This window comes from Actinocorallia libanotica, from assembly GCF_039525175.1.
Lineage (GTDB): Bacteria > Actinomycetota > Actinomycetes > Streptosporangiales > Streptosporangiaceae > Actinocorallia > Actinocorallia libanotica.
In genome coordinates this window covers 196,417-210,548 of sequence record NZ_BAAAHH010000005.1, presented here as the reverse complement: position 1 = coordinate 210,548, position 14,132 = coordinate 196,417, and the positions used below count along the sequence as shown (strand labels likewise).

The 14,132-nt window shown below is 71.7% G+C and carries 12 protein-coding genes; 5 read left to right on the top strand and 7 right to left on the bottom strand.

Annotated elements, in window-relative coordinates; genetic code table 11:
• Nucleotides 1-5 precede the first annotated feature (5 nt).
• Both ABD140_RS09460 and ABD140_RS09455 read left to right on the top strand, forming a co-directional pair.
• The gene (locus ABD140_RS09460; protein ID WP_344238944.1) at nt 6-491 is read left to right on the top strand and encodes a SigE family RNA polymerase sigma factor; all 486 of its coding nucleotides are present in this window, start codon (nt 6-8) and stop codon (nt 489-491) included.
• The gene (locus tag ABD140_RS09455) at nt 488-1,792 is read left to right on the top strand and encodes a hypothetical protein (RefSeq protein WP_344238942.1); all 1,305 of its coding nucleotides are present in this window, start codon (nt 488-490) and stop codon (nt 1,790-1,792) included. Before ABD140_RS09460 ends, ABD140_RS09455 begins: the two co-directional genes overlap by 4 nt.
• Before the next feature lie 12 nt (nt 1,793-1,804).
• On the opposite strand, the gene ABD140_RS09450 is transcribed toward ABD140_RS09455, so the two are convergent.
• The 6 genes from ABD140_RS09450 to ABD140_RS09425 all read right to left on the bottom strand — a co-directional run bounded on the left by ABD140_RS09450 (nt 1,805) and on the right by ABD140_RS09425 (nt 8,813).
• Complete coding sequence (locus ABD140_RS09450; RefSeq protein WP_344238940.1) at nt 1,805-2,566, bottom strand: transglycosylase family protein; 762 nt, start codon at nt 2,564-2,566, stop codon at nt 1,805-1,807.
• Between the two features lie 101 nt (nt 2,567-2,667).
• On the bottom strand, nt 2,668-3,459 hold the full coding sequence (locus ABD140_RS09445; protein WP_344239148.1) for a TatD family hydrolase: 792 nt from the start codon (nt 3,457-3,459) through the stop codon (nt 2,668-2,670).
• Nucleotides 3,460-3,559: 100 nt separating this feature from the next.
• Nucleotides 3,560-5,341 (bottom strand): methionine--tRNA ligase, encoded by a 1,782-nt coding sequence (metG, locus tag ABD140_RS09440; protein ID WP_344238938.1) that lies wholly within the window; start codon nt 5,339-5,341, stop codon nt 3,560-3,562.
• A gap of 39 nt (nt 5,342-5,380) precedes the next feature.
• Nucleotides 5,381-5,923: a dihydrofolate reductase family protein gene (locus ABD140_RS09435; protein WP_344238936.1), complete on the bottom strand. Its 543-nt coding sequence runs from the start codon at nt 5,921-5,923 to the stop codon at nt 5,381-5,383.
• Between the two features lie 25 nt (nt 5,924-5,948).
• Nucleotides 5,949-7,448 (bottom strand): hypothetical protein, encoded by a 1,500-nt coding sequence (locus tag ABD140_RS09430; protein WP_344238934.1) that lies wholly within the window; start codon nt 7,446-7,448, stop codon nt 5,949-5,951.
• A gap of 120 nt (nt 7,449-7,568) precedes the next feature.
• Complete coding sequence (locus tag ABD140_RS09425; RefSeq protein ID WP_344238932.1) at nt 7,569-8,813, bottom strand: glycosyltransferase family 2 protein; 1,245 nt, start codon at nt 8,811-8,813, stop codon at nt 7,569-7,571.
• Between the two features lie 163 nt (nt 8,814-8,976).
• On the opposite strand from ABD140_RS09425, the gene ABD140_RS09420 reads away from it, so the two are divergent.
• Nucleotides 8,977-10,410, top strand: a complete 1,434-nt coding sequence (locus ABD140_RS09420) for a hypothetical protein (RefSeq protein ID WP_344238930.1) — start codon at nt 8,977-8,979, stop codon at nt 10,408-10,410.
• Here ABD140_RS09420 and rsmI read toward each other — a convergent pair.
• Complete coding sequence (gene rsmI, locus ABD140_RS09415) at nt 10,370-11,206, bottom strand: 16S rRNA (cytidine(1402)-2'-O)-methyltransferase (RefSeq protein WP_344238928.1); 837 nt, start codon at nt 11,204-11,206, stop codon at nt 10,370-10,372. The genes ABD140_RS09420 and rsmI overlap by 41 nt on opposite strands.
• Before the next feature lie 69 nt (nt 11,207-11,275).
• Between rsmI and ABD140_RS09410 the strand changes: the two genes are divergently transcribed.
• Both ABD140_RS09410 and ABD140_RS09405 read left to right on the top strand, forming a co-directional pair.
• The gene (locus ABD140_RS09410; RefSeq protein WP_344238926.1) at nt 11,276-12,841 is read left to right on the top strand and encodes a dolichyl-phosphate-mannose--protein mannosyltransferase; all 1,566 of its coding nucleotides are present in this window, start codon (nt 11,276-11,278) and stop codon (nt 12,839-12,841) included.
• A gap of 84 nt (nt 12,842-12,925) precedes the next feature.
• Complete coding sequence (locus ABD140_RS09405; RefSeq protein ID WP_344238924.1) at nt 12,926-14,008, top strand: FUSC family protein; 1,083 nt, start codon at nt 12,926-12,928, stop codon at nt 14,006-14,008.
• The last annotated feature ends 124 nt before the right edge of the window (nt 14,009-14,132 follow it).

Below are 14,132 nucleotides of genomic sequence, written 5' to 3'. Positions count from 1 at the left end.
CACCTGTGGATGACACCTACGAGGGATTCGTGGCCTCCCGAGCGCAGTCCCTGCTGCGTTACGGCTACGTGCTCAGCGGCAACCCGCACGACGCCGCCGATCTCGTCCAGGACGCCCTGATCAAGCTCAGGGGGGCCTGGCCACGAGTGATCAACAAGCGCGACCCCGAGGGCTACGTGCGCACCACCATGGCCCGCCAGCACATCTCGCTCTGGCGGCGCACCCGCCGGGAGACCCTCACGGACCTGGTCCCCGAGGGCTCCTACACCGACCCGGTGCCATCCGACGACCTGCTCTGGCGGGCCCTGGCGGAGCTGCCCCGGCGGCAGCGCGCGGTCCTGGTGCTGCGCTACTACGAGGTGCTCAGCGACGAGGAGATCGCCGCGCAGCTCGGCATCTCGCGGGGGACGGTCCGCAGCCAGGCCTCCCGCGCCCTGGAGAAACTGCGCCGGACCTGGAGCCCGGCCGTCATGGAAGGGAGTACCCGATGACCGGGCAGCCCGTGGAGAATCTGGAAGAGACCCTGAACCGGACCTTGGAACGGCACGCGGAAAAAGCCCCCGCGCCCGCCTCCGACCTGATCGATCGGGTGGAGACCCGGTACCGGAAGCGGCGCCGGGTCCGGACGACCGGAGCGGCCGCCGCGATGGCGCTCGTCCTGTCCGGAACCGCGTTCGGCATGTGGTCGGACGGCGGCGGGCCGACGACCCTGCTGGAGTCGTCGGGCACGAGCACACAGGCGCTGTCCCGGCCTGGACAGAAGGCCGAGGACCCCTTCGAGACCACTCCGATCGAAAAGCTGTGGCCCGAGGCCGTGCACCAGGTCCCGGCCAGGCTGCAGGACGGCACCGAGATCACGCCCCAGGCGCTGATCGACGCGCGGACGGTCCTGGTCAGCGCCTGGGCGAGCTTCGAGAAGGCCTCCGCCCTGTACGCCTACGACCTGGCGACGGGCAAGGCCGAAAAGATCACCGACGTGGTGACGCCGAAGGGGACCTGGCTCTTCGCGTCCGGGTTCACCGTCGGCGACGGGAAGATCCTCTGGCAGACCACCTCCGCCGACCGGATGACCACGATCTGGTCCGTCCCCGTGGAGGGCGGCACCCCGGTCGCGGCGGTCGAGAACATCCCCGCCGAGGCCGTCGGCCCCGCCGGCTCCGTGAAGGACGGCGCCACGGCCGTGCCGGTCGAACCGTCTCCCAGCGGGGTCGCCGGCCTCGGCGTTTTTGGCGGAAGGGTCTATTGGTCGGGTTCCCCGAACGGGGTCTACACCGCGCCGCTCACCGGGGGCTCCGCCGAGTTGGTCGCCGGCACCGAGAAGGAGCGGCTGGTGCGGTGGCCCTGGGCGGGCAGATCGGTCAGCGACCGCACGCAGGGCGGAGACAAGACGAAGACCATCCGTTGGGAACTGCGGAACCTGGAGACCGGGGAGAAGAAGCCCGTGTTCTCCGCCCCCGGAGGAACGGACTGGAACTGCTGGATCACCTGGTGCTCCTCCGTGACCGAGAATGCGCTGACGACCAGGGACGGAAGCCAAATGACGGACCTTCCCGGCCATCTGCTGGACAGAGGGGTGGTGGCCCTCGACCGGTTCGTCCTGAGCGTCGACGGTTCGAGGAACAAGGCCTCGGTCATGGTGAACGACCTCCAGGAGGGACGGACCGGATCGATCGCCCTGACGCCGACGGACGGCGGCGTCTCCTACTCCGTGCTGAGGGGGGCGGGCTCTCGGATGTACGCCACCCCGACGGCCGACGGCCACGTGATCGTGGACCTGGAGGCGATCGACTGAAGGCGCTCCGCGTCACTTCAAAAAGAGGAGGCGGCCGCATTCGGGCCAGAGGGCCTGCCAGTGGCCGTTCTCGCGGAGGTAGAGGAGCTGGGCGCGTTTGGTCTGCTCCTGGGGGGTGGCCTCGCTGGGGAGGCCGGTGCCGCCTACGGAGCGCCAGTCCTCCACGGTGAAGTGGTAGAGGCCGTGTGCGCCTTCGGGGGTGACGGCCTTGGGGTCGCCGTCGGAGGCGCAGCGGGCCACGGCCGCCCAGTTGAGGTCGGCGGGGCGGGGCTCGGCCGGACGCGGGGAGGCGGTCGGCTCGCCGGGTGCCTTCAGCTTGGAGGTGAGGGCCTCGGCGGAGTCGGTGAGGACCCGCAGACCCTCGGTGGTCTTGGGCAGGAGCTCGGGCACCCCGGCGTCGAGGACGGGCGCCTTGGGGGTGGGGACCACGACGGTGGGCGCCTCGGGCGCCGCCGCCGCCGAGGGGCGGGGCTCCGCCGCGGGGAAGTCGGGGTGCGCGGCGCGGTGGCCGAGGCCGGAGCCGGAGACGGCGGAGCGGGACGGGCGGGGGGCGGCCGCGGCGCGCTCGGGCAGCACCGGGACGGCGGTCACCGTCCGCAGGGAGGGCAGCATCACGCTGTGCTGCTGGCCCGCGAGGGCGAGCTGCTCGGCCTCCGAGGGATGGGAGAACAGGGACCAACCACCCGCGGCGAGACCCACCAGGAGCGCCGCCCCGACCAGGGGCAGAGCCCGGCTCGGAGGTCGCCCGGCCGCATGCCTTCCACTACGCGTCACGGTCACAGAACATTAGGGGCCGAACGCGCAGCGTGAACGCCGAACAACGCAACGTGCTGGTTTGTCGCGTGTCAGGTGCGACTCGCCCGGCCTTCCCGCTCCTACCCCCGCGGGAAGCCGAACAAACGCGCGCCGGTGCCGGCGATCGCCGCGCACAGCTCCGCCACCGGCACGCCCTTGACCTCGGCCATGAGCTCGACGGTGTGCGGGATGAGGTGGGAGGCGTTCGGCCTGCCCCGGTGCGGGACGGGCGCCATGAACGGGGCGTCGGTCTCCACCAGCACGAGGTCCAGCGGGGCGACGGCCAGGGCGTCGCGCAGCGGCTGGGCGTTCTTGAACGTCACGTTGCCCGCGAAGCTCATCACGTAGCCCTTGTCCGCGCACACCGCCGCCATCGCGGCGTCCCCGGAGAAGCAGTGGAAGACCACCTTCTCGGGGGCGCCCTCCTCGTCCAGGAGGCGCAGGACGTCGTCGTGCGCGTCGCGGTCGTGGATCACCAGGGCCTTGCCGGTCTCCTTGGCGATGGCGATGTGGGCGCGGAAGGACTCCTGCTGCTCCTCGCGCGAGGCGTGGTCGCGGTAGTAGTCCAGGCCCGTCTCCCCCACGGCCACCACCCGGGGGTCGCGGGCCAGCTCCGCGATCCGCCCCAGGGTCTCGGCGGTGACGCCCTTGGTGTCGTTGGGGTGGATCGCCACCCCCGCGTAGACGTCCGGGTGCTCCGAGGCCGCCTTGACCGCCCACTCCGAGGAGGGCACGTCGCAGCCGATCGTCATGATCCGCCGGATCCCGACCGCCCGCGCCTTCTCCACGGCCTCGGCCACCGGCATCTCGAGCATCTCCAGATGGCAGTGGCTGTCGAACACCTCCACCGGCAGCACCGGGGTCGGCGGCACGGGCTTGGGCGCCTTGGCGGCCTTGGCCTTCTTCCCCGCCCCGCCCCCGCCGGGGGCGGCGGGGGCGGCCGCGGGGGCCGGGCCGCCGCCTCTGGGGGTGTCAGGCGCCAAGGCGGGCCAGCTCCTCGTCCACGACGCTCTGGTCGAGCTTGGGGAAGAGGGGGACGGGGCGCTGGAGCGGGGTGCCGGCGGCGAGCGGGCGATGCTCCCAGCGGGCCTGGGCGGCGTCGTAGTCGCCGGTGATCACCGGGTAGACGCGCTCGCCCTCGCTGACCTCCTCGATGCGGGGCATGCCGGACCAGACGCCCTCGCCGCCGAGCATCTCGAAGACCTTCTGGGAGCTGTTGGGCAGGAACGGGGTGAGCAGGGTCTTGGCGTCCGCCACGACCTGCAGCGCCACGTGCAGGACGGTGCCCTTGCGGACCGGGTCGTCCTTGATCTTCCAGGGCTCCTGCTCGGCGAGGTACCGGTTGGCCTCGCGGACCACGTCGAACGCCGCGGTGATGGCGTTCTTGAACCGGGAGCGGGCCAGTTCGGCGCCGACCCGGTCGAAGGCCTCGCGGGCGAGCCTCAGCACCGCCTCGTCGGCCTCGGTGAGGTCCACGGCCTCGGGCACGGCGCCGTACTCCTTGGCGGCCATGGAGACGCTGCGGTTGACGAGGTTGCCCCACTGGGCGACCAGCTCGCCGTTGTTGCGGTCGACGAACTGCTGCCAGGTGAAGTCGGTGTCCTGGTTCTCCGGGCCCGCCACCGCGATGTAGTACCGCAGGGCGTCCACGTCGTAGCGCGCCAGGAAGTCCTTGACGTAGATCACGACCTGGCGCGAGGAGGAGAACTTCTTGCCCTCCATGGTGAGGAACTCGCTCGAGACCACCTCGTCGGGCAGCTTCAGCGCGCCCAGGGAGCCGGGCTCGCCGCCCTTGGCGCCCTGGCCGTTGTAGCCCAGCAGCATCGCCGGCCAGATCTCGGAGTGGAAGACGATGTTGTCCTTGCCCATGAAGTAGTAGGCCAGGGCGTCGGGGTCCTGCCACCACTCGCGCCAGCGCTCGGGGTCGCCCGAGCGGCGCGCCCACTCCACCGAGGCGCTGAAGTAGCCGACGACCGCGTCGAACCAGACGTACAGCCGCTTGTTGGGCTGGTCGCGCCAGCCGTCCAGCGGGATCGGCACGCCCCAGTCGAGGTCGCGGGAGATCGCCCGCGGCTGGAGGTCCTCCAGCAGGTTGAGGGAGAACTTCAGCACGTTGGGGCGCCAGTCGCCCTCCTTGCCGCGCAGCCAGCGGCCCAGCACCTCGGTGAAGGCCGGGAGGTCGAGCATGAAGTGCTCGGTCTCCACGAACTCCGGCTTCTCGCCGTTGATCCGGCTGACCGGGTCGATGAGGTCGATCGGGTCGAGCTGGTTGCCGCAGTTGTCGCACTGGTCGCCGCGGGCGCCGTCGTAGCCGCAGATGGGGCAGGTGCCCTCGATGTAGCGGTCGGGCAGGGTGCGGCCGGTGGACGGCGAGATCGCGCCCATCGTGGTGGTGGGGAAGATGTAGCCGTTGTCGTACAGGCCCTTGAAGATCTCCTGGACGACGGCGTAGTGGTTCTCCGTGGAGGTCCTGGTGAACAGGTCGTAGGACATGCCGAGGCCGTGCAGGTCCTCCACGATCACCCGGTTGTAGCGGTCGGCCAGCTCGCGGGGCGTCACGCCCTCCTTGTCGGCCTGGACCTGGATCGGCGTCCCGTGTTCGTCGGTCCCCGAGACCATGAGCACCCGGTTGCCCAGCATCCGCTGGTACCTGCTGAACATGTCGCACGGCAGGGCGAACCCGGAGACGTGCCCGATGTGGCGCGGGCCGTTCGCGTACGGCCAGGCGGGGAACGTGAGGATGTGACGGGACATGTGCCAAGCCTACGGCTTGCCACCGAGGTGACCGAACCGTTATCGACCGGCGGGGCGGTAGGTCAGCAGGACGTTGCCCGTGGTGAAGGTGCGGCTCTGGGTGAGGGTCAGGGAGTGCCTGCGGTCGGCCGTGTGGAAGAGGGGCCGGCCCGCGCCCAGGACGACCGGGTGGACCATGACGCGCAGCTCGTCGATCAGGCCGGCGGCCAGCAGGGAGGTGGTCAGCTCCGAGCTGCCGAAGACCGCCAGGGTGCCGCGGCGCGCCCGCAGCAGCGCCGGGTCGGTGATCACCTCGGTGTTGTGCCACCGGGGTTCGGCCAGGGTGTGCGAGACGACGATCTTGGCGTAGGAGTTCATCAGCCCGGCGATCACGGGATCGGACTCCAGCGCCTCGGACGTGGGCCAGTAGGCGGCCATGTGCTCATACGTCCGGCGCCCGAAGACGAGCGTGTCGATCTCCTTGAGCTGCGCGACCGAGAACTCCAGGAACCCCTCGTCGGTGTTCGGCCAGTCGAACTCGCCTTCGGGCCCCTGGTAGTAGCCGTCGACGCTGACGACGTGGAACGAGAAGATCCTGTTCACACCCCTGTCCTCCCCCGTACGGCGGTCATGACACGACGGCGACGCGCGGTTCCTCGTTCTCGGGGGAGGCGGTGGCGGATCCGGCGCCCTCGGGGGTCTTGCGGAAGCGCCGCCAGGTGTCCAGGTCCCGCAGGGCGACGGCCGCGGCGACGGCGGCGAACGGGACGGCGGGCAGCACGTAGCGGTAGTCGAACAGCACGGTGGCGGGCGGGACCACCAGCAGCGCCGTGGCGTAGCCGAACGGCAGCAGCGCCACCCCGCCCCAGGCGCGCCAGCGGGCCAGGACGCCGCCGAGGCTCGCCAGCAGCAGCACGCCCAGGACCGTCCCCGGCAGGTAGACGGCCTTCTGGTAGGCGCGCATGAAGCCCGCGTACGGTTCCACGACCCGGGTGGCGGTGCTCTGGTCGTCGTAGGAGGCGACCGTCTCGGCCTTGCCGGGCCAGTACTCCTGCGTGGTCTCGGGGAAGACGTAGTAGCTGTAGGTCTTGGGGTCGGGGTAGACGGGGCGGTCCCAGCGGAACGTCCGGCCGAAGTCGGTGAGGAAGGCCTGGAAGTAGTCGCCGGGCTGGGCGGCGATCGCCTCCTTGGCGAAGGTGCGGGCCAGGTCGCTCTTGTAGGGCGCGAAGATCCCGCCGGGGTAGCGGAAGATCTGGCTCTCCTCCCACACGTAGAAGTGGGAGGCCGGACGCTGCTCGGGCGGGGTGCTGTCGCACAGCGCGTAGGCGTCGACGGGCAGCTTGTCGCCGAATTCGTCGCAGTCGGCGAACGTCATGGTGCGGCTGTAGAGGAAGACGCCGTCGGTGCCGCTGAGCGCGAACTGGCCGTTCTCCGAGGCGTACCAGCCGCAGTAGGCGGCGATCGGGATGACGCCCGCCGCCAGTCCCCCGGCGACCGCCTTCCAGCCCGCCCGGCGGATCACCAGGAAGACCAGCATGATGATCAGCAGCGGCATGCCGATGGTCCGGGTGACGGCGGCCAGGCTGAGCAGCAGCCCGGCGGCGGTCACCTGCCCGACGGACGGCCGCGGGCTCCACAGGACCAGGGCCGCCGCGACGGTCACCAGCAGGAGGAAGTAGGTGTCCGACAGCAGCAGGTGCTCCAGCTCGACCTGGTTGCCGTCGAACAGCACCGGGGCGACGGCCAGCGCCGCGGCCCAGCCGGGCAGGGCCCGGCCCCGGGCGAACAGGTGGGGTCGGCGCAGCAGGGCGTACAGGACGCACGCGACGGCCAGGCCCATCAGGTGCTGGACGGTCACCACCGCGGCCACGCTGTGCAGTGGCCGCAGGACGATCAGGAGCAGCGGGTAGCCGAAGGTCCGCACGGGGTCGGGGCGCGGGTGCAGCGCCACGTCGACGTACGGGTAGGAGTCGGGGAACCAGATGGCCCACCGGTAGCCCAGGATCGTGACGATCCGCAGCACGACGGCGAGGGCCAGCAGGACCAGGAGGACGCGGTGGCGCCCGGCGAACGCGAGGAGGGCGGCACGGCTCGGCGGCCTCGGCAGCCGCCTCACTCGCTCCAACACGATCCCACCCCCGTTTACCCCAGAGTAGCTTCGGCCGCCCAATCTCCCTTACCGGGCGTTCGCCCTCGGACGGAACCGCACGGTCGTTGCGCTATCGCAATCCGGGCGATTCCGGCGATTTCAGTCCTCCGCCGCGACCGGTTCGGGGGCGACGCGGCCCGGCTTGCGCACGGTGGCCGCCACGGTGAGCGCCTCGTGCGCGCCGTCCTCGGTGCCCGGGTGGCTGGCGCGGCGGATGCCCAGGATCGACAGGAAGGCGGTGCCCAGGATCATCTGGCAGCTCATCATCAGCGCGGTGGCCGACGGCACGACCATGCGCAGGGTCTCGCGGGCGTTGAGCTCGCCGAACTGGGCGCCGTGCCAGTGCACCACCGAGAACCCGACGCCGACCAGGCCCGCCACCGCCAGCACGCCGCCGACGACCAGTCCCTTCTCGAAGCTCCAGGAGTTCAGCAGCCAGTTGGCCCTGCGGTCGGCCGGCAGGAAGCCCTCGGCCACGCCGTAGGCCTTGGTGAGCAGGGAGAACACCACCGCCTGGAAGCCGATCACCACCGCGGCCGAGGCGCCCACCAGGGTGTCCACGTCGAAGACCACGCCCCGGATGTCGATCGGCTTGACCGCCAGCGCCACCCCGGAGACCAGGCCGACCGTCATGAAGACCAGGCCGGGGACGAGGAACAGCCAGCGGGGGCTGTAGAGCAGCAGGAAGCGCAGGTGGCGCCAGCCGTCCCGCCAGGTGTTGAGGTGCGGCGGGCGGGACCTGCCGTCCTTCTTCAAGGTGGTCGGCACCTCGGTGATCTTCGCCCCGGCCAGGGTCATCTTGACCACCAGCTCCGAGGCGAACTCCATGCCCGAGGACTGCAGGCCCAGCGCCAGCGCGGTGTCCCGGCGGAAGCCGCGCAGGCCGCAGTGGAAGTCGCCGATCTTGGAGCCGAAGAACAGCCGCCCGACGAACGACAGGACGGGGTTGCCCAGGTAGCGGTGGAGCGGCGGCATCGCGCCGGGGTCGATCCCGCCGGTGAAGCGGTTGCCCATCACCAGGTCCGCGCCGGCCCGCAGCTCCTCCACGAACGGCAGGAGCGCGGTGAAGTCGTAGGAGTCGTCGGCGTCGCCCATGATCACATAGGTGCCCTTGGCCGCCCGGATGCCGCCCATCAACGCGTTGCCGTAGCCCTTGAGCGCCACCGGCACGACCCGCGCCCCGGCCGCCTCGGCCAGCGCCTGCGACCCGTCGGTGGAGCCGTTGTCCGCGACGACGACCTCGCCGTCGATGCCGTGCTCCTTCAGGAAACCCACCGCTTTACGGACACAGGTCTCCACGGTCTCCGCCTCGTTCAGACAAGGCATCACCACGGACAGTTCCATGGGTAAGGGCTCCTTAGGATTTCGACTGGGCCTGGTGAAGGTATGGTGCCGGGCATTCTGACCGCACATCGGCGCCGTTGCAAAGCCGCAACCGGGCCGCGGACGAGATCTGGATCAGGTGACCAGGATACGACGGAGCCCGCCGGGAGCAGGGGTCAAGGCCTTGACCCCCCTCTCCCCTGTCGGTCATTCCCCCTCCCGCCTGCGAAAGCACCGCCTCTTCGCGGCGGTTCTCGCGGCGGGCGCGCTCCTGCGCGTCGTCGCCATGGCCGGATACCGGCCCGCGCTCTGGTTCAACGACAGCTACGACTACGTCCAGATCGCCCTGGACCCGTTCCCCCACCCCGTCCGGCCCGCCGGTTACGGCCTCTTCCTGTGGCTGCTGCGCCCCTTCCACGACTTCGGGGTGGTCGTGGCGGCACAGCACCTGCTGGGGCTGGCCACCGGTCTCCTGGTCTACCTGCTCCTCACCCGCCGCGGCCTGCCGCCGGGCTGGGCCGCTCTGGCCGCCTCCCCCGTCCTGCTGGACGGCGGGATCATCCAGCTGGAGAGCCTCGTCCTCTCCGACACGCTCTTCCTCTTCCTGGTCGTCGCCGCTCTGACGGCCCTGCTGTGGCCGGGACGGCGCCACGCCCTGTTCGCGGTCGCCGGAGTCCTGCTGGCCATGGCCACGGTGACCAGGACGATCGGCCTGCCGGTGCTCCTGCTCGCCCTGGCCTGGCTCCTTCTGCGGCGGAAGTGGCGGGCCGCGACGCTGGCCGCCGTCGCGGGCCTTCTCCCCCTGGCCGCCTACGCGGGCTGGTTCCACGCCGAGAACGGCCGTTACGGCATCACCGCGACGGACGGCGTGTTCCTGTGGGGCCGTACCGCGGCCTTCGTGCGCTGCGAGAACATCCCGGAGCACCTGCGGTACCTGTGCCCCGCGGGCGAGCCGGAGACCCGCAAGGCGTCCTCGTCCCAGGTGTGGGCGGCCGAATCCCCCATCGGCTGGGACTTCGGCGAGGCGTTCGACCCGCGGATCAACGCGGACGCCCAGAGCTTCGCGGTGCGCGCGCTCCTGGAGCAGCCCTTCGACTACGCGCGGACGGTCGCCTACGACCTCGTCGTCCGCACGTTCCGCTGGGAGCGCGACGACCACCCCACCGCCGTGACGGCCGGCAAGTACCTCTTCCCCGAGCAGGCCGACCCCCTGCCGGTGTGGCCCGTCCTCGGCGGCGGCAACCCGCTGGACGTCCTCACCGCCTACGACCCGGAGGTCGACCCGGGCACCGGAACCCGGACCGCCGAGCCCTACGCCGGGATCATGCGCTTCTACCAGGGGGTCTTCACCGTCCGCGGGCCGGTGCTCGCGGCGGTCCTGCTCCTGCCCGCCTGCGTCTGGTACCGGCGCCGCACCCTCTCCTCGGCCGTCCTGCCCTGGACGGCCGGAGCCGCCCTCCTGGCCGTCCCGCCCCTGACCGTCGACTTCGACTACCGCTACATGCTCACCGCGACACCCGTCGTCGCGCTCGCCGCGGGCTACGCGTCCGCCCGGAGCCGCGGCGTCGGCCTTCCGGTCACTTCGCCTCTAGTACCGCGGAGTAGACCACCTTCTTAGGCACCTTGTTCTCCTTGGCGATCTCGGCGATCGCCTCCTTGCGCGAGATGCCGGCGGCCTCCCGGGCGAACACCGCCGCAGCGAGCTCGGCGGGGTCCGAGAGCGTCTCCCGCGGCGGGGCCCCCGCGACGACCAGGGTGATCTCCCCCCGGACTCCGTCCGCGGCCCAGGCGGCCAGCTCCTCCAGGGGAGCGCGGCGGATCTCCTCGTAGGTCTTGGTGAGCTCCCGGCAGACGGCGGCGCGGCGGTCGGCGCCGAAGGCGGCGGCGAGCGCCTCCAGGGCCGCCTCCAGCCGGTGGGGCGCCTCGAAGAAGACCATGGTGCGCGGCTCGTCGGCCAGCTCGGCGAGGCGGGAGGCGCGTTCGCCGGGCTTGCGCGGCAGGAAGCCCTCAAAGCAGAACCGGTCGGTGGGCAGGCCCGACAGGACCAGGGCGGTGGTCACCGCCGACGGGCCGGGCAGGACCGTGACCGGGACGTCCGCGGCGACGGCCTCGACGACCAGCCGGTAGCCGGGGTCGGACACACCGGGCATCCCGGCGTCGGTGACGACCAGGACGTCGCGGCCCTCGCGCAGGTCGTCCAGCAGCTCGGCGGCGCGGTCCCGCTCGTTCTGGTCGTAGTAGGAGACGACCCTCCCCGTCGGCGTCACCTCCAGGTCGGCGGCGAGCCTGCGCAGCCGCCGGGTGTCCTCGGCCGCGATGACCGGGGCCCCTGCCAGGGCCGCCCGCAACCGGGGCGAGGCGTCGTCGGCCCGCCCGATGGGGGCGGCGGCGAGAATGAGGGTGCCTGTACTCATCCGTCCATTCTCCCCTCCCGCGGCCTTGGGCTCCTCCTTGTGCTTGCTTTGTCCCCCTACGATGGCCGGGTGGCTGTCACCGAGACCGAACCGGCACCGGCGCCCCCCACGCTGCGCGAGAAACTGGCGCCGCGGGTGCCGGGCAGCGTGCTCTGGGGATGGCTTGGGCCGCTGCTCGTCACCGTCTTCGCCGGCGTCCTGCGGTTCGACCGGCTCGGCGTGCCGCGCGCGGTGGTCTTCGACGAGACGTACTACGCCAAGGACGCCTACGCGCTGCTGAGGTTCGGGTACGAGCACTCCTGGGTGCGCGAGCCCGAGCACCTGGCGGACCAGCTGTTCCTGGGCGGCAAGGCCGACCAGATCTGGGCCGAGGGCGGCTCGTTCATCGCCCACCCGCCGGTGGGCAAGTGGATGATCGCGGTCGGCGAGCTCCTCTTCGGCGTCACCCCGTTCGGCTGGCGGTTCGCGGCCGCGCTGACCGGCACCCTCTCGGTGCTCATCTTGTGCCGGGTGGCCCGGCGGATGACCGGCAACACCCTGCTGGGCTGCGCGGCGGGCCTTCTGCTGGCCCTGGACGGCCTGCACCTGGTGACCAGCCGCACGGCCCTGCTGGACGTCTTCCTCATGTTCTGGGTCCTGGCGGGCTTCGCCTGCCTGGTGGCCGACCGCGACCGCTCGCGGCGCATCCTGGCGGCGCGGCTGGAGGCCGACCCGTCCCTCGGCTTCTCCCTGGGCCCCTGGCTCGGCCACCCCTGGCGCGTCCTCGCCGGCCTCTGCTTCGGCCTGGCCTGCGGCACCAAGTGGTCGGCCGCGCCGTTCCTGGCCGTCTTCGTGCTGATGGTCGTCCTGTGGGACGTGGGGAACCGCCGCGCGGCGGGGGTGTACACGCCGGTGGGCGGGGCCCTGACCAAGGACGGCGCCGCCACCCTGCTGGGCCTGGGCGTCCTGCCGGTGGTCACCTATGTGGCGACCTGGTCGGGGTGGCTGTTCACCAGCGGCGGCTGGGGCCGGGGCACCCCGGCGGGGAACGCGCTGCTGCGCCCGTTCGAGGGCCTGCCCGACCTGGTGCGCTACCACCGGGAGATCCTGTCCTTCCACAACGGCCTGTCCTCCAAGCACCCCTACCAGTCCTGGCCGTGGGACTGGCCGATCCTGCGCAAGCCGGTGGCGTTCTTCTACAGCGAGAAGTCCAGGTCCTGCGGGGCCGGCACGTGCTCGCGGGAGATCCTCGGCATCGGCACCCCCGCCCTGTGGTGGGCGGCGCTCGCGGCCCTGGTCGTGATCGTCTTCCTGTGGCTGACCTACCGCGACTGGCGGGCCGGCGCGGTCCTCGCCGCCTATGTGGCGGGCTGGGCGGCCTGGCTGCCCTCGGCCTTCGGCGGCCGCACCATGTTCCTGTTCTACGCGCTGCCGCTGACCCCGTTCATGGTGCTGGGCATCGTCCTGGTCCTGGGGCTGATCATCGGCCCGGAGCGCCCGCACCCCCGCTCCCGCCGGGTCGCCGGATCGGTGATCGCGGGCGCCTACGTCCTGCTGGTCCTGCTGAACTTCTGGTACCTCCACCCCGTGCTGACCGCCCAGACCATCACCCACGACATGTGGCAGTCCCGCATGTGGCTGGACTCCTGGATCTGAGGAGCGCCAAACCCGCGCCAAGAGGGCGCCACTTCCCCGCCGTGAGCCTGGTGCCCGGAGCCCCGATCGCCTATCAAGGGAAGGGTGAGCTGGGGCACCTCGGTCAGGCTGGTGGTGACCGCGGTCGCCGCGTACCTCGTGGCCGACTGGGTCCTGACCGAGGTGAAGATCCCCCTGCTGGCGCCGCTGACCGCGCTGCTGATCGTCCAGGTCTCGCTCTACCAGACGCTCCGGCACTCCCTGCAGCGCATTCTCAGCGTCACCACCGGCGTCGTCGTCGCGGTGGTGGTGGCGGTGCCGATCGACTTCAGCTGGTGGAGCCTCGGCCTGGTCATCGCGATCTCGCTGCTGCTGGGGCGGCTGTTCAAGCTCGGCGACCACATGCTGGAGGTGCCGATCAGCGCGATGCTCATCCTGCAGCTGGGCGCCCAGACCCCGGCGGGCGCGCTCGACCGGATCATCGAGACGTTCATCGGCGCGCTGGTCGGGCTGATCGGGGTGCTGCTGACCGCGCCGGTCCGGGTGGAGTCCGCCGAGAAGGGGCTGCTGGAGCTGGCGTCCGAGACCGCCGACCTGCTGGACTCCCTCGCCGACGACCTGCATCTGGAACCGGGCAACGTGCACGCCACCACCTGGCTGGGCCGCAGCAGGCGGCTGTCGGAGCGGGCGAGGGACACCGAGACCAAGCTGAGCGAGGCCGAGGAGAGCGCCCGCCTCAACCCCCGGGCCAGGATCGCCGGGGGCCCCTCGCCGACGCTGCGCGCCGCGGTGACCGCGCTGGAGCACGGCTCCATCCGGCTGCGCGGCCTGGCCCTGTGCATGGCCGACCGCACCTGGCTGCAGCTGCACGACCGTACGGGGCTCGGCTCGGACATGTGGGCGACGGACGTGCGGACCCGGCTCGCGCTCACCCTGCGCTGCCTGTCGGGCGCCGTCCGGCTGTTCGCCGCGACGGCCACCGCGCCCGGCCCCGAGACCCGGGTGAAGTACGGCGAGGCGGCCCACGACCTCCTCGTCGAGGGACGCGGCCACCGCGAGGCCCTGGGCGCCCTCCTGCGGGACGACCCGGGCCACTGGCCGCTGCACGGCGAGCTGCTGGCGCACCTGGACCGCCTCCTCGACGGCCTCGCCCCCATCCAGCTCGGCGTGCGCCCCGGCCCTTCCTGAACCGGCGCGCGCCGTGAGGGGGGCAAGCCTCTCGGCGGGAGAGAAAATCTTTATTTTTGCTCACTTCTTGCTATAGATCACTGTGTTTCCTCACGCGCAGACTCGTACCGCCGAAGGGAGAGCG

What these genes read in the sequence shown, in the direction of transcription:
- ABD140_RS09455 (WP_344238942.1), top strand. Translation starts at nt 488, where the DNA reads ATGACCGGGCAGCCCGTGGAGAATCTGGAAGAGACCCTGAACCGGACC.
- metG (WP_344238938.1), bottom strand. Translation starts at nt 5,341, where the DNA reads ATGTCCCGTCACATCCTCACGTTCCCCGCCTGGCCGTACGCGAACGGC.
- ABD140_RS09425 (WP_344238932.1), bottom strand. Translation starts at nt 8,813, where the DNA reads ATGGAACTGTCCGTGGTGATGCCTTGTCTGAACGAGGCGGAGACCGTG.
- rsmI (WP_344238928.1), bottom strand. Translation starts at nt 11,206, where the DNA reads ATGAGTACAGGCACCCTCATTCTCGCCGCCGCCCCCATCGGGCGGGCC.